Raw genomic sequence first — 18,816 nt, 5'->3', positions numbered from 1 at the left:
TCACCGAACCGCCGTCTCCTTCCCGTCGCCCCGCTCCGGGGGGACCGCGCCCGGCGTCGACGTGCCGGACCGGCCCCGCGGCCCTCGCCGGCCGAGGCGGCGTACCACCCCGGTCAGTAGCGGCCGTACGTCCCGCCGGTCGACGAACCAGACCACGACGAGGAACACGACACCGACCAGAACCCCGGACAGCATGCCCTGACCGAGTGCCGCGAGCGTCGTCGGGGTGCCGTCGTCCAGCCTGTCGAGCCAGCGACTCAGGCCCAGCCCGGCGAGCGCGGCGAGCAGCCCGGCGAGGCCACCGGCCGCAGCGGCGCGCGCCGCGCCGGCCAGCGCCGGTCGGCCGGCGCTGCGCAGCACCGCCGTGACCAGCAACACGCCGAGCACCACCATGCCCACCGAGTTGGCCGACGTCACGGCGAGCACGCGGTCGCGCAGCGGCAGGAGCGCACGGAGCACCAGGACGACGGGCGGCACCACCAGGAAGCCGACGGCGGTCGCGGCCGTCGCCGCCCGGGTCTCGCCCCGGGCGTAGAGGGCCCGGGTGAGGATCGCGAAGAGGCCGTAGCCGACCAGGCCCGGCGCGTACCCGGTGATCGCGGCGGCGGCCGTCGGCGCGGTGGATGCCGGGAAGAAAAAGTGCCCGACCGGGCCGGCCGTCCCGATCAGCGCGGCCGCGCCGAGACAACTGAACAGCAGCACTCCCCGTACGGCCGGGGCCAGGGTCGCCCGGTAGCCGTCCTCGTCGCCGGCCGACCGCGCCGCGGCGAGGGTCGGATAGGCCGCGACGGCCAGCGGCACCGCCAGCACCGCCCACGGCAGCAGGTAGACGGTCTGCGCCAGGTTGTAGACGCTGGGGTTGGTCGCCGCACCGTACGTGACCTGGCTCAGGCTGACGATCAGGGCGATCTGCTGGGTGGTGACGGTGACCGCGCCGGCCACCGCCAACCCGCCGACCCGGGCCCGCGCGTCGGTGGTGAAGCCGAATCCGGGACGCAGCCCGAGGCGCAACCGGCCGACCGGAATCAGCAGCGACAACGACAACACCACCACACCGAGGGTGGTGCCACCGGAGAGCAGCAACTCGCCGCCTGGGCTCACCTCGCCGACGGTGGCGTACCGGCCCTCGGTCGCCCCGAAAACGAGGTAGACGACGATGACGGTGAGGCTGGACAGCAGCGGGGCGAGCACCGGCCAGGCGAAGCGGCGATGCGCCTGGAGCACCCCGGTGAGCACGATGCCGATTCCGTACAGCGGCAGTTGCGGCGCGAAGACCCGCAGCATCCGTACGCCGCTCTGCTGCTGGGCGGCGGTAAGCCCGTCGCCGAGCAGTCCGATCACCGGCCCGGCGGCGAACACCACGAGCAGCGCGAGCGGGACCAGCAGGGCCAACGTCCAGGTCAGCAGCGCCCCGGTGGTCCGGGCGACGGCAGTCCGGTCGTCCGCCGCGACCGCGCCGGCGAGCAGAGGTACGACGAGGCTGGCCAGCGCTCCCCCGGCGACGATCTCGAAGATGAAGTTCGGCACCGCGTTGGCCACCACGTAGGTGCCGCCGAGGTCGGTGTGGCCCAGGCCCACGGTGAACACGGCGGTACGGCCGAAGCCAGCGAGCCGGCTGAGCACGGTGAGGACGGCGATGAGCGCGGCTGCCCCGGCCAGCCGGCCGGCGCCGGCGAGGGGGGCCGGTCTGGTCACGTCGTCAGTCGGCGCGTCGGCCCAGTGCGTCGAGCTGCCGCAGGCCCGGGGTCCGCTGGATCACCGCCGTGAAGCTGACCTTCTCGCTGGCCGCGGTCAGCCCGGTGAGCACGGCGAGCAGACCGGCCCGGCCGAGAGGGCCGCTGCGGGCGGCGAGGGCGACGCCGAGCAGGGCACCGAGCGCGTTCGCGCCGCTGTCGCCGAGCATCACGTCCTCGGACAGGTCGTCGCGGAGCAGGCCCGCCGCGGCGCCGACCGCGCCGGCGGCGATCCCGCCGTGCGGGCCGCCGGCCAGCGGCGCGCCCAGCAGCAGCCCGGACTTGATGGCCCGGCCGGGCCGCAGGTCGAGCAGGTTGAGCAGGTTGGCGGTGCCGGCGATCACCCCGGCGCCGAGCAGCACGTCGACGCTCCGGCCGAGGGCGCCGTGGCGCTGGCGGCGCGGGTGCGCGGCGACCCGGGGGTCGGCGGCGAGCAGCGCGGCCGCGCCCAGCCCGGCCGCGCCCACCCCGACGACCTTGACGAGCCCGGCGGTGACCCGACCCTCCCGCAGCGCGGCGAGGTGCCCGGCGAAGCCCTTGGCCGTCTTCTGCTCCGGGCGGGCCCCGACCACGTCGTCGTAGAGCCCGACACCGCCGGCGCCCAGGCCCGCTACCAGGGCAGCGCCACCGGAGGCGGCGCTGGTGGCGCCGAACACGCCCGCGGCTGTCGCACCGGCGGCGAGCGCCGGGCCGGCGGCGAGCGTCACCGTCCGGCCCCGGAAGTTGGTGCGCTCCAGCGCCGGCCCCACCGGGGCGGTCCGCACCTCGCGCAGCGCGTACCGGGCGGCGGTCGCGCCGGCGCCGGCGATCAGCAGCCGGCCCAGCATCCTCACGCCGCCACCTCGCTCGGGCGCAGGGTCGCGTCGGTTCCGGACACGGGGGTACGTCGTTCGCTCACTGGGGCAGTCTAGGCAACAGGCCGGAGGCGGCGTTGTCACCGACGCCGTACTGGCCGGCCTTCTTCTCGGTGAGCTGCTGGGCCAGGGCGAGGCTGCTGACGAACTGACCCTGCACGGTGTTGGCGTTGTCGACCGTGGAGATGGTCTGGGACAGCACCGGGTCACCACGGACCACCGACACCACATTGCCGCCGACGGAGCCGTTGCCGCTCACCACGATCGATCCGGTCCGGTCGAACTGCTCGGCGATCTTGACGACCGACTCGTCCCGCTTCTCGGAGTCCTTGTCGACGTACGGCTGCCCGGTGACGACGACGACCGCCTCGGCCGACCCGGTGACCTTGTTGTCGTCGGTGGTGAGGTAACCCGCGTTGTTGTAGGCGGCGAGCACCGCCCGTCGGTCGGCGTCGCTGACCGGCGCGACGCCCTGTGGCCGGTCCAGCAGGACGCTTGCCAGCAGCGCGCTGGAGGTCTCGACGCCGTGCCCGTTGCCGGGCAGGCCGGTGGTCTGCGCGGTCGGGCGAGCGGCGGTGACGGCCAGCTCCAGCAGGTTGGAGTTGTTGTCCGGGTTGATGAACTTGTCCTGCAGGTCGACCCGGCCGGTGATGGTGGCGCCGGCCTGCTGGATCTTCTTGAGCACGCCCTCGGTGTGGTCGCGCCCGTTGGGCAAGCTGAGCACCACCACCCGGCGACCGGTCAGGGTGCCGGGGAGAACGACCTGGGACACCTGCTCGGCGAACTCCTCCTCCAGCCCGAGCTGCTTCTCCATGCTGTTGACCTGCTGCCGCAACTGCTGGTTGTCCTTGCGCAACCCGGTGACCTGCTCCTTGAGCGAGTCGGCGACCGGGCCGTTGAGGGCGGCCGTGCCGACCACCAGGCCGATCGCCAGAGCCAGGAAGACCGCGGTGAGGGACACCACGTGGTAGCGAAAGTTGATCACTCTTGCAGCCTCTTGATCGGTCGGGAACTAGAACAGCCGGTACAGCTGGAACACGAAATTGTCCCACCACTCGGCGACCACGCCCAGGTACGCCTTCCCGACGGTGGAGACCGCCACCGCGGAGGCCATCGCCGCGATCGCCGAGAGCAGCAGCAACAACAACGACGAGCCGGAGATGCTCTGCCGGTAGAGCCGGCTCACGCCCTTGGCGTCGACCAGCTTGCCCCCCACCTTCAACCGGGTCAGGAACGTCGAGGCCATCCCACCGCGCCCCTTGTCCAGGAACTCGACGAGCGTGGCGTGGGTGCCGACCGCGACGAGGAGGGACGCGCCCTTCTCGTCGGCCAGCAGCATCGCCAGGTCCTCGCTCGTCGCCGCTGCGGGGAAGGTGATGGCCGGAACGCCGAGACCGTTGACCCGGGGCAGGCCGGGCGCCCGCCCGTCCGGGTAGGCGTGCACGATCACCTCGGCGCCGCAGCGCAGCACGTCGTCGGTGACCGAATCCATGTCCCCGATGATCATGTCGGGGGTGTAGCCGGCCTCGACCAGAGCGTCCGCGCCGCCGTCCACGCCGATCAGGACCGGCTTGAACTCCCGGATGTACGGGCGCAGCACGTCCAGGTCGGCCTTGTAGTCGTAGCCGCGCACCACGATCAGGCAGTGCCGACCCTGGATCTGGGTCTGGATGTCCGGGACGCCCACGCCGTCGAGGAGCAGGTCGCGTTCCTGGCGCAGGTAGTCCATCGTGTTGGCGGCGAACGCCTCCAACTGCACCGACAGCCCCTCCCGGGCGTCGGACATCGCCTTGGCGACCGACTCGGCGTCCTGCAGGATGCCGTGCGCCACCGGCTCCTCGCCGGCGAACACGGTGTTGCCGTCGATCCGCACCTGGTCGCCCTCGCGGATCCGCTCGAAGACGCCCTCCCCGAGATCGTCCAGGAGCGGGATGCCGGCGGCGATCAGCACCTCCGGCCCGAGGTTGGGGTAGCGGCCGGAGACCGACGGCTTGGCGTTGAGCACCGCCGCGACACCGACAGCGACCAACGAGTCGGCCGCCACCCGGTCCAGGTCGACGTGGTCGATGACCGCGATGTCACCGGGGCGTAGCCGACCGACCAGGCGTTTGGTCCGACGATCAAGGCGCGCGGTGCCGAGGACTCTGCCCGGCTCCGCGTTTCGGTTCCGGCGCAACGTGGGTAGACGCATCGTGACCATCCTGGCATGTGAGGCAGGCAAATCTGTCGCGACATGCCTGAGCAGGGCCGCCTATCCAGGGAAGCACACCATGGCACAAGCCGGTGTGCTTGCGCTCACAATACGCGGCGTCACAACCGCCTTTCCTTGGCGGCCACGGCCAGAAGCTCCTCGGCATGAGCGATACCCAGATCCGAATCGGGCAAACCGGCCAGCATCCGGGCCAGTTCCCGCGCGCGTTCGGTGTCCTCCACGACCCGCACCCCGCTGGTGGTCACCGCGCCACCAGTGTCCTTCGCCACCACCAGATGGCGGTCGGCGAACGCCGCCACCTGCGGCAGGTGGGTGACGACCAACACCTGGTGGCTACGGGCCAGCCGGGCCAGCCGACGGCCGATCTCCACCGCGGCCTGACCGCCGACGCCCGCGTCCACCTCGTCGAAGACAAGCGTGGGCGGGCCGCCCGAGCCGGCGAAGACCACCTCGATGGCGAGCATCACCCGGGACAGCTCACCGCCGGAGGCACCGCGCTGCAACGGCAACGACGGCGCGCCCGGGTGCGCCAGCAACCGCAGCTCCACCTCGTCGCCGCCGTCCGCCGCGACACCCGCCTCGACGCCGTTGACCGTCAACGTCGGCTCGGCCCGCCCGGCCGGTCGGGGCAGCACCGCCACCTCGATCCGGGCGTGCGGCATGGCCAGACCGGCCAACTCCACGGTGACCTGGTCGGCGAAGCGGACCGCCGCCTCCTGCCGGGACACCGACACCCGGGAGGCCAGGTCGGCCACCTCACCGGCCAGCCGCTGCCCCTCACGGTCCAGCTCGTCGAGCAGGTCGTCGGACGTGTCCAGGTCGGACAGTCGGGTGCGGGCCCGGTCGGCCCAGGCGATCACCCCGTCGACGTCGTCGGCGTACTTGCGGGTCAACGCCCGCAGCGCGGCCCGCCGCTCGTAGACGTGCTGCAACCGGGCCGGGTCGGCATCGAGAGTCGCCAGGTACGCCGACAGCTCCGCGGAGACGTCGGTCACCAGCGTGGCCGCCTCCTCCAGGCGGGCCGCCAGCTCGCCCAACGCCGGGTCGGTGCCGGACTGCGCCTCCAGGGTGCGTCGGGCCGTGCCGAGCAGCGCCGTCGCGTCCGGTGTCTCGTCGGCCGCCTCCGCGCCGCCCGCCACGCACTGCTGGGCCACCTGAGCGGCCGTCCGCAGACCCTCGGCGTGCTCCAGCCGCTGCGCCTCGGTCTTCAGCTCGTCGTCCTCGCCGGGCTGCGGGTCGACGCGGGTGATCTCGTCGAGGCCCAGCCGCAGCAGGTCTGCCTCCTGGTTGCGCTCGCGGGCGTTGCGCCGCCGGTCGGCCAGGTCGTCGACCACCCGCCGCCACCCGGTGTACGCCTCACGCAGCGCGTCGAGCAGCTTCTCGTGCGCCGGCCCGGCGAACCGGTCCAGAGCGGCCCGCTGCTCGGCCGGGCGCAGCAGCCGCAACTGGTCGGACTGGCCGTGCACGGCCACCGCCTGCTCGCCGACCTCGCCCAGCATCGACACGGGCATGCTCCGGCCGCCGACGTGGGCCCGGGAGCGGCCCTCCACCGTCACCGTGCGGCTCAGCAGCAGCGAGCCGTCCTCGTCGGGCTCGCCACCGGCGTCGCTGATCCGGGCGTGCACCGCGTCGGCGACCCGGCCGGAGAGCCGCAGACGCCCCTCGACCACGGCCCGGCCCGGTTGGGCACGGACCCGCCCGGCGTCGGCCCGGCCGCCGAAGAGCAGGCCGAGGCCGGTCACCACCATCGTCTTGCCGGCACCGGTCTCGCCGGTGATGACGTTCATCCCGCCGGTCAACGGCAGCGTGGTGTCCTCGATGACGCCGAGTCCGGTGATGCGCAGCTCTTCCAGCACAGCACCCGACAGTAGACGCGAGGGCCGACAGTTGACCAGCCGACGGGCCCCACGACCCGGGCCCCGATGCGGCCCGCACCCCGCCGACGTACAGTCTTGCCCCGTGTTGGACGTGATCGGCCTGACCCCCGCCGAGGAGGAGCTCTACCGCTGCCTGCTCCAGCTCACCACGGCCCGGGTGGACGAGCTGGTCCACCGGCTGCACCGGCCCCGGGCGCAGGTCGTCCAGCAGGTCGAGGCGTTGCGGGCCAAGGGTCTGGTGCAGCCCACCGACAGCGACCCGGACGCCCCGCTGCGCCCCAGAGCACCGGACGTCGCCCTGGGCGCGACGCTGCTGCGCCACCAGGAGGATCTGGAGGCGGCCCGGCGCCGGGTCACCCAGCTGGCCGAGGAGTACCGCGCCGGACTGCGCCGCCACCACGTGGACCACCTGGTCGAGGTGATCCGGGGCGGCCGGGTGCTGCGCGACCGGCTGCGGGACCTGCAGAACTCGGCCCGCAGCGAGGTGCTCTGGTTCTGCCGGGCCAACCCGCTGGCCATGGCCGGCCCGGAGAACGTCGAGGAGTTCGACGCGCTGGCGCGCGGGGTGACCTACCGGGCCATCTACGAGCGGGACCTGCTGCTGGAGCCGGGCGCCCTCGCGGACCTGGCCAAGGGGGTCGCCGCCGGTGAGCAGGCCCGCGTGCTGGACCGGCTGCCGGTCCGACTGGCCATCGTGGACGCCCGCACCGCGATCTGCCCGCTGGTGCCCGACCGCGACGGCGGCGAGCCGAGCGCCGCGGTGATCGGCCGCAGCCAACTGCTCGACGCGCTGCTCGCCCTCTTCGAGAGCCACTGGCGGGTGGCCACCCGGCTGCGGCTCGACGACCCGCTCGCCGTCGCGGCGGTGGAGAGCCGGCGCGACGAGGCCGAGGACCGTCCGGTCGACGGCTACCAGCCCGACGCCGACGAGGCCCGGCTGCTGTCGCTGTTCGTGGCGGGCGTACCGGACAAGTCCATCGCCTCCCAGCTCGGGGTGAGCCGCCGGACGGTGCAGCGCCGCCTCGCCGACCTGATGGACGCCGCAGGCGTGGACACCCGACCCGGGCTGGCGTTCCAGGTCGCCCGGCGCGGCTGGCTCTGAAACGTGGCGGGGCCCGCCGTCGACGCGACGGCGGGCCCCCCTGGTAACGCCCCGGTCAACGCAGTCCGTACGCCCGCAGCACCGTCTGGTCGACGGAGTTCCCGGCCCGGTCGGTGGCGTGCACCCGCAGCGACACGGTGCCGTGCCCGGCCGGGACGGTCGCGGTCCAGCGGGTTCCCGACCCTCTGGTCGGCGCGACCCGCCAGGTGACGCCCTCGTCGAAGGAGACCTCCACCCGCAGGCTGGTGCCCGCCGGCGCGGCGACTCCCCTCGGCTGGCGCAGGGTCAGGCCCAGCTGGTGCGGCCGGTGGCCGGGAACGGCGCCGAGCAGGTCGGCCGGCACCCGGTAGTCCACCTGCAACAGCGACAGCGGCACCGCCGCGTCACCCGCCGGCCGGGCCGAGGTGAACTGCCACGCCGTGTCGGTACGGGTGGCGTAGCGCCACTGGTCCGAGGCCCGCCGGGTCGTCACGTCGAGGCGGTAGCGGGCCGCTGCGGCGGTGGTCGGCACGGGCGCCCAGCCGTCGGACAGGTCGGCGATCTGCTGCCCGTCGCGGCTGAGGCGAGCCTCGACGGTGTCCGACTCCTCGCTGTTGCCCGCCACGCTGTAGTGCCCGTCGGCGTCGACGAACTCGGGCACCCGCACGTCCAGGCTGTCGCCCGTACGCGTGGGCACCGGCGCCCCGCTGGCCGGCACGGCCGGACGGACCACCGGGGCGTGCCAGGTCTCGGCCTCCCGGTCGTCGGCGGCGTACCGTCGGGGCGCCTGGGTCAGCCCACCTGTCAACTGCCCCCACTGCATGTACATCTCCTTGTGCAGCACCCGGTGCTGCCACCAGGAGTCCCCGGCGCTGACGAACTCCTGCCGGGTGGTCCCGTTGCGGACCAGGCGCTGGTCGTCGTTCCAGGAGTACTCCTGCCACGGACGCCAACCGAAGCGCTCCTCGGTGGCCCAGCCCGCGCCCGTGTCGCCGTAGCTGGCGGTCACCTCGGCGGTGTTCCGCGCCGTCACCGTGTGCACGATCCGCTCCGGCACCCGGCCCTTCGACACCTGCCACACGTCGTACAGGTAGGGGCTGTCCACGGTCAGCGTCAGGTCCAGCGTCGCCCGGCCCCTGCGCGCCGCCGCGATCAGCCGCTGCCCGTCGTCGTACGCGACGACCAGCGCCGGGATCGGCAGCCGCTCCCCGGCCGGCCGCCAGACCGTCCACGCGCTCTGGTCCTGCGGCCGGACGATCAGCACCACGGCGACGCCGGCCGCCGCCGCGGCGGCCACCTGCTCGTCCTCGCTCCGGTTCGGGTCGGCGGCGAGCAGCGCGGCAGCGCCCCGCGCCCGCGCCAACTCGGCCGGGGTGCCGGCGCCGGCCCAGACCAGCGGCAGCTTCCGCCGGCCCGTCGGCGCCGGCGACGTGCCCAGCAGGTTGATGTCCGACGGACCGGACACCCCGCTGATCGTCGCGTCCACCATGGGCGCGACGAGCTGCCAGCGCGAGGCGAACTCGAACTCACCCTGGCGTACCGGGCGCGTCGGCGTGACGTTGACCTGCTGGACGGTGCTGTACGCCATCACGCCGTGGTCGATCTGCCGGCCGTTGCCGAGCACCCGGTGCACGTAGTAGCTGAGCGTGGCCCGCTGCTCGCTGGGCTTCGGCGTCTCGATCCGCACCGGCGTGCCCTTGCGGGCGTCGAGCACCACTGTCAGGTCCCGGTCGACCGTCAGTTCCGGCTCGACGGCCTCGGTCAGCTGCTCGTCGAGGGGGGCACCGTGCTCGACAAGCGCGGTCAGCAGGTACGTGCCCTCCTCGACCTGCAGGGTGCCCTCGCCCGGCCACCAGCCCCAGAAGTCCGACTCGGGCTGCTCACCGTAGAGGGTGAGCCCCGGCGAGAGGGTCAGTTGACCCTGCCGGTCCAGCACCTTCACGGTGACCTGGTGCAGCGGGCCGCTGACGGTGAGCCCCACCGGCGTGCGGACGGCGACACCGTCCGCGCCGGTCGCGACCAGCCAGCCGCCGTGCGGGCCCCGGGCCAGCTTCGCCGGGTCGGCGCGCAGCGGCACGGCCACGCTGCCGCCCGCCGGCACGGTCACCTCGCCGGACGCGACGGTCACGCCGTCGGTCTCGGCCGCGCCGCTGTCCAGGTTGCGCAGCTCCAGGGCCAGCCGCAGGGTCTGCGTGCCGGACGTGTCGTTGGTGTACGTCACACTCCGCTGCACCGCGGCGCCGCCCGTGGTGACCCGGCCGAAGTCGGCGGTGGCCGACGCGTACACCCGCTGGGTCAGTGCCCGCGCCACGTCGACCCGACCGCCGCCCTGCTCGAAGACGGTAAGCGCCGGGTTCGCCTTCGTGGTGCTGACCAGCGCGTCCTTCAGCCTCCCGGCGGACCAGTCCGGGTGGTCCTGCGCGAGGATCGCCGCCGCGCCCGCCACGTGCGGGGTGGCCATCGAGGTTCCGGAGGCGGCCGTGTAGGCGTCGCCCACCGGCGTACCCATTGTGGTGCCGGCGGCCCGCGCGGCGATGATGCCGACGCCCGGCGCGGTGATCTCGGGCTTCAGGCCGTTGTCGCCCAGGCGCGGCCCGCGGCTGGAGAACTCCGCCAGGTTGTCGTCGCGGTCCACCGCGCCCACGGTGAGCGCCGCGGCGGCCGCGCCCGGCGAGCCGACGGTACGCGCCGCACCCGCGTTGCCGGCGGCGACCACGAAGAGCGCGCCGGTCTCGGCGGTCAGGTCGTTCACGGCCTGGCTCATCGGGTCGGTGCCGTCGGTCGGGTCGCCGCCGAGGCTCATGCTGACCACCTTCGCGCCCGAGTGGGCCGCCCACTCCATGCCGGCGATGATGGCCGAGTCGTAGCCGGAGCCGTTGTCGTCGAGCACCTTGCCGACAAGCAGTCGCGCGCCGGGTGCGACGCCTTTGCGCAGCCCCGCCGACGCGGCGCCGCTGCCCGCGATGGTGGCCGCGACGTGCGTGCCGTGGCCGTGGCCGTCCCGGGCGCTGCCGCTGCCGGAGAAGTCCCGCGCCTCGGCGATCCGCCCGGCCAGGTCGGGGTGGGTGGCGTCGACGCCGGTGTCGAGCACGGCCACCTTCACGCCGCTGCCGTCGCGGCCGGCCGCCCAGGCCGTCGGGGCGCCGATCTGCGGGACGCTGTGCTCCAGCGTCGGACGCACCCGCCCGTCCAGCCAGACGTGGGCGACACCGCCGCCCAGGCGGGGCGCGGCGGCCGTGGCGCGGGCCGTCGGCGCGCCGGCGAGAGTGCTCCACAGGCCACCCAGGTCGGCCTTGCCGACCCGCAGCGCGGCGCCGTTGATGCTCGGCAGGGGACGCGCGTCGGTGACGCCGCCGAGCGGCCGGACCCGGCCGGCGGCCGGCTCCTGGTAGCGCACGATCAGCGGCAGCGCGCCCTGCGCGGCGTCGCCGTAGCCGTCCGCGGCCAACTCCTGCACGTCGAACAGGTTGGCGTCGAGGACACCACTGGAGACGTACGGCAGGGCGTCGCTGGGCAGCACCCGCAGCCCGCCGTCGACCTCCAGGGTCTGGAAGATGACCCGCTCCCGCCCGGGTCCCGGGCGTACGGTGGCGGCGACCCGGCCCGGCGCGGCCGGCGCCAGCTCGACCTGGTCGCCGGTGATCAGGGTGATGCGGACGGGCGCGGCGCCCGGGGCGGACACGCCCAGGCTCGGGCCGGTGGGCCGGACGGGCGGCTCGGCGGACGCCGGTGCGGCGAGGCCGACCACCAGCGCGCCGACCGCGCCGGCGCTGAGCCAGCGGGGGGACCAGTGCATGCGTTGCGCTCCTCTACTCCTGTGGGCCCGCCATCCGTAGATGAGGACCGATCGGAGTCTGCGACGCGGCACACAACCAGGTCACTAGCGTTCAGCCGCCGCAGCGGCGACATGTCGTCAGGTGGACAACCGCTGGACACCGACGGTGTGCGCCACAGTCACCGGCGGCTGCCCCGCCAGCCGTGCACCGGCAGACCGAACTTGGCGACCAGCCGGTCGGTGAACGGACGGGCGCGCAGCCGGACGATGCGCACCGGCAGGGCGCCCCGACGCACCGTCACCCGGGCACCCGGCGGCAGGTCGTAGACCCGCCGGCCGTCGCAGGCGAGCACGGCGAGGGTGGTGAACGGGTCCACGGTGATGACGAACGTCGACGTGGGCGCGGTGACCAGGGGGCGGCTGAACAACGCGTGCGCGCTGATCGGCACCAGCAGCAGGGCCTCCACCTCCGGCCAGACCACCGGACCGCCTCCGGAGAACGCGTACGCGGTGGAGCCGGTGGGGGTGGCGCAGACCACGCCGTCGCAGCCGTAGCGGGACAGCGGACGGCCGTCCACGTCGACGAGGAGTTCGAGCATCTGCGCCCGCTCCCCCTTCTCGACGCTGATCTCGTTGAGCGCCCAGGACTCGATGGTCGGGCCGCCGTCGAACTCGGCCGTGACGTCGAGCGTGAGCCGCTCGTGCACCGTGTAGTTGCGCTCGACGACGTCCCGGACCGCGGTGTCCAGGTCGTTGATCTCCGCCTCGGCGAGGAAGCCCACCTTGCCGAGGTTGATGCCGAGCAGCGGCGCCTTCGCCGGGCGGGCCAGCTCGGCCGCGCGCAGGAAGGTGCCGTCCCCGCCGAGCGCGAAGACGATCTCGGCGCCCTCGGCGGCCTCCGGGCCGGCGACCGGAACCGTCCCGGGCAGGTCGAGGTCGTCGGCCTCCTCGGCGACCACCCGCACCTCGAAGCCCGCGGCGATGAGGTCGGCGGCGACCGACCGGGCGTGCTCGGTGCTGCGTCGACGGCCGGTGTGGGTCACCAGCAGCGCCGTGCGGCTCATCGGACCGGCCGCCCGTCCGCCGTCAGACGGCACACAGTCATCGCCGCCGCACCGGCACCGCCGTGTGCCGTCGTGCGCCGCTCGCTGTTCGCGTTCACCCTGCGACCTCCTCCGCCGCCACGTCCGGCACGTCGCCGGCCGTCGTCGGACCGTCCGGCCCGGCCTCCACCACGGCCCGCACCCGCTGCGGGTCGGCAGGTGGTGCGCCCCGGCGCAACCATACGAAGAACTCGACGTTGCCGCTGGGCCCGGGCAGCGGGCTGGCGGCCACGTCGGCCAACCCGAGGCCGAGCTGAGCCGCCGCGGCGGCCACGTCGAGCACCGCCTCGGCACGCAGCGCCGGGTCGCGGACCACCCCGCCGGCGCCGACCCGCTGCTTGCCCACCTCGAACTGCGGCTTCACCATCAGCGCCAGGTCACCGTCGTCGCGGGTGCAGCCGGCCAGGGCCGGCAGCACCAACCGCAACGAGATGAACGACAGGTCGGCCACCGTCAGATCGACAGGTCCGCCGATCGCGTCCGCGACGAGGGTACGGACGTTCGTGCGTTCCAGGACGCGGACGCGCTCGTCGGTGCGCAGCGACCAGGCGAGCTGCCCGTAGCCGACGTCCACGGCCACCACCTCGGCGGCGTCGGCGCGCAGCAGCACGTCGGTGAAGCCCCCGGTCGACGCGCCGGCGTCCAGGCAGCGCCGCCCGGCGACGCGCAGCCCTCCCGGCCCGAACGCGGCCAGCGCCCCGGCGAGTTTGTGCCCGCCCCGGGAGACGTACTCCTCGGTCGGGTCCGCGCCGGTGACCAGCAGCGGATCGGCGGGGTCGACCATCGCGGCGGCCTTACGCGCGGGCACTCCGCGCAGCTGGACCCGGCCGGCCTCGACCAGCGCGGCGGCCTGCTCCCGGGAGCGGGCCAGCCCGCGGCGGACGAGTTCGGCGTCCAGCCGGTTGCGACGTGCCATGGGTGGTTCTCCGGATCTGTCCGACCTGGTCGTCCTGCTCAGGTCTGGTCGATGGTGGCGAGCGTCTCGCGCAGCGTCTCGTAGGCCGCCTCGTACTGTGCGATCTGGTCGGCCGGGGCGAGCGTCGCCGCGTTGTCCATGGCCCGCACGGCCGCGTCCACCGCGGGGTGGCGGGCCGTGTCGTCGCCGACGTCCTCGGGCGGCGGGCCGGGGCGGGCGCCCACAGGTGGGCCCGGTCGGGCGGCGAACGACCCGGCCTGCGGCGGCCCGGGCCGGAAGCCTCCGGGCGGGCCGGGGCGGATGCCGGGCGGCGGGCCCGGACGGGCGGCGTCGCTCACGAGTCACCGTCCGGGCGGCGCTTGCGGACCGCCTTCTTGGCCGGCATCGCCGCCGGTGTCGGGATGTCGTCGTGGGCCGAGGGAGCCGCCGACGTCGAGGTCTCGTCCCTGACCGGCACGGCCTCGGGCGTCGGGGTGTCGGCCCTGACCGGCACGGCGGCCGGCGCCGGGGTGTCGTCGGCGGTCCGGCTGATCGTCGCCGGCGGCTTCTTCACGATGGCCTTCTTCGCGACGGCCTTCTTCGCGACGGCCTTCTTCGCGACCGGGGCGGAGACCGGGGCGTTCGACGGCACGAGGCCGCTGCCGGGCTGCGCGGCGCGGGTCGGGTCGGGCTGCGGTGTCGGCTCGCCGGGCCGTTCGGCAGCCGGCTCGCCGGTCGGCGTGCGCGGCTCGGTGGCGCGCGCCTCGCGGAGTTGCCGTTCCAGGTCACGCACGCGTCGCGTCAGCTCGGCCACCTCGTCGGCGGTGGCGAGACCGACCGCGCCGAGAGCCCGGTCGACCTCGAAGCGGACCAGCTTGGTCAGCGACTCCCGGTTGGCGGCGCCGGTGGTGACCAGCTCCTCGCCGAGGGCCTGGAGCTGGGCGGCTGTCGCGCCGCCGGAGCCGACGACACGACGCACCGCGTCCTGGGCCTTCTTCCGGGGCGCCTCCGCCAGGCCCATGGCCAGTTCGAGGTAGGCGCGCCACGCGTCCTGCATGCCTGAGTCCTTCCATCCGGCGCCGGTCTGCAGGTGTCACGCTACCGGGCACCGCCGACTGTCCTGTGCGGTACGGTGCCGGGGACGGCGTGGCGATCGGCGAGGGGGAGATGTGGCCAGCGTGGACGAGTGCCGGCAGGCGTTGCAGGAGCTGGCCGCCCGGTTGGACCGCAACGCCGAGACGGTCCGCGAAAAGATCGACCTGGAACGGACGCTGGCCTGCCGGATCACCGACCTGGACACGGCGTTCCACGGGCGGATCAGCGGTGGTCGGCTGGTCGAGCTGACCGACGGTGACGACCCGAAGGCCAAGATCGCGTTGAGCACGTCCAGCGACGATCTGCTCGCCCTGGTCCGTGGTGACCTGGACGTCACCAAGGCTGTCACGTCCCGTCGAGTGTCGATCAAGGCCAACCCGTTCGACCTGATGAAGCTGCGCAAGCTGCTCTGACGAGCGCGCCCGACGGCGTCACCCGTCGGTGGCCAGCCCGAAGCTCTCCAGCGCGGCAGCCGCGTCCGGGCCCGCCGGGCGGATCACGGGCGGCGCCGAGGTCGCCCAGGCCGCCGCGCAGAGCGCCGCGAGGGCGTCCAGCGGCCGGCCCGCGCCGGCCAGTTCCAGGGTCCCCGCACGGTCCGTGACGGACCAGCCGTCGGCGTCCGCCGATCCGGGGACCCGCACGGCCGCCGCCGGGTCGAAGAGCCCCGCCAGGTCCCGCGCGACGTACGTGGGCCGCCGTCGTGGCTCGGCCGCGAGCAGCTCGGGTACGTCGCTGACGCCGGTGAGCACGAGCAGGCTGTCCAGCCCCGCTCGGCGGGCGCCCTCGATGTCGGTGTCCAACCGGTCCCCGACGACCAGGACCTGGCCGCCGTCGCCGCGCCGGGCGGCGGTCTCGAACAGCGCCGACTCCGGCTTGCCGACCACCAGGTCCGGGTCCCGTTCCAACGCGGTCCGCAGCACCGCGACCAGTGACCCGTTGCCCGGCAGCGGGCCCCGCGGGCTCGGCAGCGTCCGGTCGGTGTTGGTGGCGACCCAGATCGCCCCCGCCCGTACCGCGACGGACGCCTCGGCCAGCTCGGCCCAGCCGACCTGCGGACCGTAGCCCTGCACCACAGCGGCCGGCTTCTCGTCGGCGCGGCTGACCGGGGTCAGCCCGACCGCGCGCAGCTCGGCGCGCAGCGCCTCCGCGCCGACCACCAGCACCGGCGCGCCGGCCGGTAGCCGATCCCGCAGCAGCTCCGCCGACGCGGCGGCGGAGGTGAGGACCTCCTCCGGCCGCGCCGGCACGCCCATCCCGGTCAGCAGGTCGGCGACGTCGCTGGAACGGCGCGAGGCGTTGTTGGTGGCGTACGCCACCGACCGCCCCTCGGCATGCAGCCGGGCCACCGCGTCGACCGCGCCGGGAATCGGCCGGTCGATCAGGTAGATCACCCCGTCCAGGTCGAAGACCACCAGGGTGTACCCGTCGATCAGCCGCTTCCCGGCGTCCCCACTCATCGCTGCGTCGACTCCGACTCGTCACCCCGGGTGGGGGCGGTCCCGCCGCCGTCGACCGTGCCATCGCTCAGCGTGTCGCCGCTCAGCGTGTCGTCCGCGCGGCTGTCGTCGCTGGCGGGCGTGGTCGGGGCCGTGGCGGTTGCCGGGGAGGTGCCGCTCTCGTCCGCCTGGCGGTCCTCGCCGTCGACGTCCTCGCCGTCGCCCGAGCGGCCGGCGACGCCGTCCTCCTCGTCGTCGTCGAAGTCCTCGTCCTCGTCGAAGTCCTCGTCGTCGTCCTCGTCGCGGTCGTCCTCGCCCTCGTCGTCCTCCGCGTCGTCGTCCTCGTCGTCGTCGAAGTCCTCGTCCTCGTCGCCGCGGGCGTCCTCGTCGTCGAGACCGTCGACCTCGGCGCGGTCGGACGTGTCGGAGTCGTCGACGTCGTCGCCTGCGGTGAGATCGGTGTCCGGCTGGGCCGGCACCGAGCCGGGCGCACCCGGGCCCGCGGCGATCTCCTCGGCCTCGTCCTCGTCATCTCCTTCGATGACGACGCCGTCGAGTTCCAGCAGCCGCTCCGCGGCGTCGGTCTCGCCCTCGGTGTCCACGTCGGCGGCGCGGGAGAACCACTCGCGGGCCTCCTCGCGCCGGCCCACCGCGAGCAGCGCGTCGGCGTACGCGTACCGCAGTCGCGCCGTCCACGGCACCGTCGCCTCGCTGGTGAGGTCCGGCACCTGGAGCATCGCGACAGCGGCGTCCTTCTGGCCGAGGTCACCCCGTGCCCCGGCCGCGACGATCAGCAGCTCGATCGCGACGGCCTGGTCCAGCTTCGCCTGGTCGGCGCCGCGGAACAGGTCGATGGCCCGCTCCGGCCGGCCCAGGGCGCGCTCGCAGTCGGCGAGCACGGCCAGGTGACTCTGCAGGCCGGTCATCCGGTGGTACGTCCGCAGCTCGGCGATCGCCGTCTGCCACTCCCCCGCGTGGTACGCGGCCAGGCCTACCGCCTCACGGACCGCGGAGATGCGCGACGCGAGCCGTCGGGCGGCCAGCGCGTGCGCCAACGCCTCGGCCGGGTCCTCGTCGATCAGCTGACCGGTGGCGACCAGGTGCCGCGCCACCGTCTCGGCGACCGGCTTGTTCAGCGAGAGCAGCTCGGCACGGACGTCCTTGTCGAGGTCGGTCGCGACGATGTCGTCCGGCAACACCGGGGCCAGACTGCGCCCACCCTCGGACGACTCGGAGCCCGCGCCACGGTCGTCGCGCCGGAAGTCCCCCTCACGACGTGGCCGCTCGTCGGCGCGGAACCCACCGTCGCGGTCCCCGCCGCTGCGGAAGCCGCCCTCACGGGACGCGCCGCCCTCGCGACGGTCACCGCCCCGGAAGCCACCCTCACGGCCGCCGTCGCGGAAGCCACCCTCACGCGGCGCACCGGTGCGCGAACCGTCACGGTCGCCGCCTCGGAAGCCGCCCTCACGCGGCGCACCGGAACGCGAGCCGTCACGGTCGCCGCCCCGGAAGCCGCCTTCACGACGGTCGCCGCCACGGAAGCCACCCTCGCGGTCGCCGCCACGGAAACCACCCTCGCGGTCGCCACCGCGGAAGCCACCCTCACGCGGAGCGCCAGAGCGCGGGCCATCACGGAAACCGCCCTCGCGGGGCGGGCCGGAACGACCACGGTCACCGCCACCCTGGTAACCACCCTCACGACGGTCACCACCACGGAAACCACCTTCGCGGTCGCCACCACGGAAGCCACCCTCACGCGGCGCGCCCGAGCGCGAACCATCGCGGTCGCCACCACGGAAGCCGCCACCCTCGCGACGGTCACCACCGCGGAAACCACCCTCGCGGTCGCCACCACGGAAGCCACCCTCGCGGGGCGGGCCGGAACGACCACGGTCACCGCCACCCTGGTAACCACCCTCACGGCGGTCACCACCACGGAAACCACCCTCACGCGGCGCGCCCGAGCGCGAACCATCGCGGTCGCCACCACGGAAGCCACCCTCACGCGGCGCGCCAGAACGGGTGCCATCGCGGTCGCCACCACGGAAGCCGCCACCCTCGCGACGGTCACCACCGCGGAAACCACCCTCACGGTCGCCACCACGGAAGCCACCCTCGCGGGGCGGGCCGGAACGACCACGGTCACCGCCACCCTGGTAACCACCCTCACGACGGTCACCACCACGGAAACCACCTTCGCGGTCACCGCCACGGAAGCCACCCTCACGCGGCGCGCCCGAGCGCGAACCATCGCGGTCGCCACCACGGAAGCCGCCACCCTCGCGACGGTCGCCACCACGGAAGCCACCCTCACGCGGCGCGCCGGAACGGGAACCATCGCGGTCGCCACCGCGGAAGCCACCCTCACGCGGCGCGCCGGAACGGGAACCATCGCGGTCGCCGCCACGGGAACCACCATCACGACCGCCGGCGTATCCGCCTCGGGCGCCGCCGGCGTTGTCCCGATCTCCCCGGTACGGGGGCCGGTCGTCGCGGCGCGCACCACGGTCGCGGCCACCCTGGCCGTCGGTGCGGTCTTCGTAACGACGGGGACGATCTCCGCCCTGCGGTCCTGAACTCACAGGTACATCCTTCCTGATTGCGCCACCAATGGCGCTACGCAGTCGAGGGCCGACCCGGATGGGGCGGCCCTCGACTGGAAGATTGTCCGGCGGTGTCCTACTCTCCCACACCCTCACGAGTGCAGTACCATCGGCGCTGGAGGGCTTAGCTTCCGGGTTCGGAATGTAACCGG

General features: G+C 74.4%; 13 protein-coding genes, 1 rRNA gene and 1 pseudogene. 2 read left to right on the top strand and 13 right to left on the bottom strand.

All coding sequences use genetic code 11. The features are described 5' to 3' along the window. The 5 genes from murJ to recN form a co-directional block, all read right to left on the bottom strand. A complete protein-coding gene (gene murJ / locus ACGFIE_RS30855; RefSeq protein ID WP_393301315.1) occupies positions 1 to 1,695 on the bottom strand; it encodes a murein biosynthesis integral membrane protein MurJ in 1,695 nt (564 codons plus the stop codon). 4 nt (positions 1,696 to 1,699) lie between these two features. After that, a complete protein-coding gene (locus ACGFIE_RS30850) occupies positions 1,700 to 2,566 on the bottom strand; it encodes a hypothetical protein (RefSeq protein ID WP_393301312.1) in 867 nt (288 codons plus the stop codon). A 61-nt stretch (positions 2,567 to 2,627) separates the two neighbouring features. Continuing rightward, entirely contained in the window at positions 2,628 to 3,572 is a 945-nt protein-coding gene (locus ACGFIE_RS30845) for a copper transporter (protein WP_393301309.1), read from the bottom strand. A 27-nt stretch (positions 3,573 to 3,599) separates the two neighbouring features. After that, positions 3,600 to 4,778, bottom strand: coding sequence for a putative cytokinetic ring protein SteA (steA, locus tag ACGFIE_RS30840; RefSeq protein ID WP_363689073.1), 1,179 nt, complete (start codon positions 4,776 to 4,778; stop codon positions 3,600 to 3,602). A gap of 119 nt (positions 4,779 to 4,897) precedes the next feature. Continuing rightward, positions 4,898 to 6,655, bottom strand: coding sequence for a DNA repair protein RecN (gene recN, locus ACGFIE_RS30835; protein ID WP_363689071.1), 1,758 nt, complete (start codon positions 6,653 to 6,655; stop codon positions 4,898 to 4,900). Positions 6,656 to 6,758: 103 nt separating this feature from the next. Here recN and ACGFIE_RS30830 point away from each other — a divergent pair, with 103 nt between their 5' ends. Next, the gene (locus ACGFIE_RS30830; RefSeq protein ID WP_393301305.1) at positions 6,759 to 7,778 is read left to right on the top strand and encodes a helix-turn-helix domain-containing protein; all 1,020 of its coding nucleotides are present in this window, start codon (positions 6,759 to 6,761) and stop codon (positions 7,776 to 7,778) included. Positions 7,779 to 7,833: 55 nt separating this feature from the next. Here ACGFIE_RS30830 and ACGFIE_RS30825 read toward each other — a convergent pair whose 3' ends face one another. The 5 genes from ACGFIE_RS30825 to ACGFIE_RS30805 all read right to left on the bottom strand — a co-directional run bounded on the left by ACGFIE_RS30825 (position 7,834) and on the right by ACGFIE_RS30805 (position 14,587). Then, a complete protein-coding gene (locus tag ACGFIE_RS30825) occupies positions 7,834 to 11,553 on the bottom strand; it encodes a S8 family serine peptidase (protein ID WP_393301302.1) in 3,720 nt (1,239 codons plus the stop codon). Between the two features lie 158 nt (positions 11,554 to 11,711). After that, positions 11,712 to 12,596 (bottom strand): NAD kinase, encoded by an 885-nt coding sequence (locus ACGFIE_RS30820; protein WP_039907907.1) that lies wholly within the window; start codon positions 12,594 to 12,596, stop codon positions 11,712 to 11,714. Positions 12,597 to 12,690: 94 nt separating this feature from the next. After that, on the bottom strand, positions 12,691 to 13,551 hold the full coding sequence (locus ACGFIE_RS30815; protein WP_393301299.1) for a TlyA family RNA methyltransferase: 861 nt from the start codon (positions 13,549 to 13,551) through the stop codon (positions 12,691 to 12,693). A 38-nt stretch (positions 13,552 to 13,589) separates the two neighbouring features. Beyond that, complete coding sequence (locus ACGFIE_RS30810; protein WP_393301296.1) at positions 13,590 to 13,889, bottom strand: hypothetical protein; 300 nt, start codon at positions 13,887 to 13,889, stop codon at positions 13,590 to 13,592. Beyond that, a complete protein-coding gene (locus ACGFIE_RS30805; protein WP_393301293.1) occupies positions 13,886 to 14,587 on the bottom strand; it encodes a hypothetical protein in 702 nt (233 codons plus the stop codon). The genes ACGFIE_RS30810 and ACGFIE_RS30805 overlap by 4 nt, the downstream gene beginning before the upstream one ends. A 112-nt stretch (positions 14,588 to 14,699) precedes the next feature. On the opposite strand from ACGFIE_RS30805, the gene ACGFIE_RS30800 reads away from it, so the two are divergent. Continuing rightward, on the top strand, positions 14,700 to 15,038 hold the full coding sequence (locus ACGFIE_RS30800; RefSeq protein WP_393301290.1) for an SCP2 sterol-binding domain-containing protein: 339 nt from the start codon (positions 14,700 to 14,702) through the stop codon (positions 15,036 to 15,038). A gap of 18 nt (positions 15,039 to 15,056) precedes the next feature. Here ACGFIE_RS30800 and ACGFIE_RS30795 read toward each other — a convergent pair whose 3' ends face one another. The 3 genes and pseudogenes from ACGFIE_RS30795 to rrf all read right to left on the bottom strand — a co-directional run. Further along, the gene (locus tag ACGFIE_RS30795; RefSeq protein ID WP_393301287.1) at positions 15,057 to 16,082 is read right to left on the bottom strand and encodes an HAD-IIA family hydrolase; all 1,026 of its coding nucleotides are present in this window, start codon (positions 16,080 to 16,082) and stop codon (positions 15,057 to 15,059) included. 460 nt (positions 16,083 to 16,542) lie between these two features. Next, positions 16,543 to 17,173 (bottom strand): annotated as a pseudogene (locus tag ACGFIE_RS30790) (hypothetical protein); the annotation flags it as partial. Between the two features lie 1,554 nt (positions 17,174 to 18,727). After that, a 5S ribosomal RNA gene (gene rrf / locus ACGFIE_RS30785) occupies positions 18,728 to 18,816 on the bottom strand; the annotation flags it as partial.

Source organism: Micromonospora sp. NPDC049275 (assembly GCF_043197115.1).
In the GTDB taxonomy this organism is placed as follows: Bacteria; Actinomycetota; Actinomycetes; order Mycobacteriales; family Micromonosporaceae; genus Micromonospora.
Note: the sequence above shows the minus strand (reverse complement) of the source record. Positions and strands in the feature narration are given on the sequence as shown.

Coding starts and splice junctions, on each gene's coding strand:
- steA (WP_363689073.1), bottom strand. CDS start 4,778: ATGCGTCTACCCACGTTGCGCCGGAACCGAAACGCGGAGCCGGGCAGA.
- ACGFIE_RS30825 (WP_393301302.1), bottom strand. CDS start 11,553: ATGCACTGGTCCCCCCGCTGGCTCAGCGCCGGCGCGGTCGGCGCGCTG.
- ACGFIE_RS30820 (WP_039907907.1), bottom strand. CDS start 12,596: ATGAGCCGCACGGCGCTGCTGGTGACCCACACCGGCCGTCGACGCAGC.
- ACGFIE_RS30815 (WP_393301299.1), bottom strand. CDS start 13,551: ATGGCACGTCGCAACCGGCTGGACGCCGAACTCGTCCGCCGCGGGCTG.
- ACGFIE_RS30805 (WP_393301293.1), bottom strand. CDS start 14,587: ATGCAGGACGCGTGGCGCGCCTACCTCGAACTGGCCATGGGCCTGGCG.
- ACGFIE_RS30795 (WP_393301287.1), bottom strand. CDS start 16,082: ATGAGTGGGGACGCCGGGAAGCGGCTGATCGACGGGTACACCCTGGTG.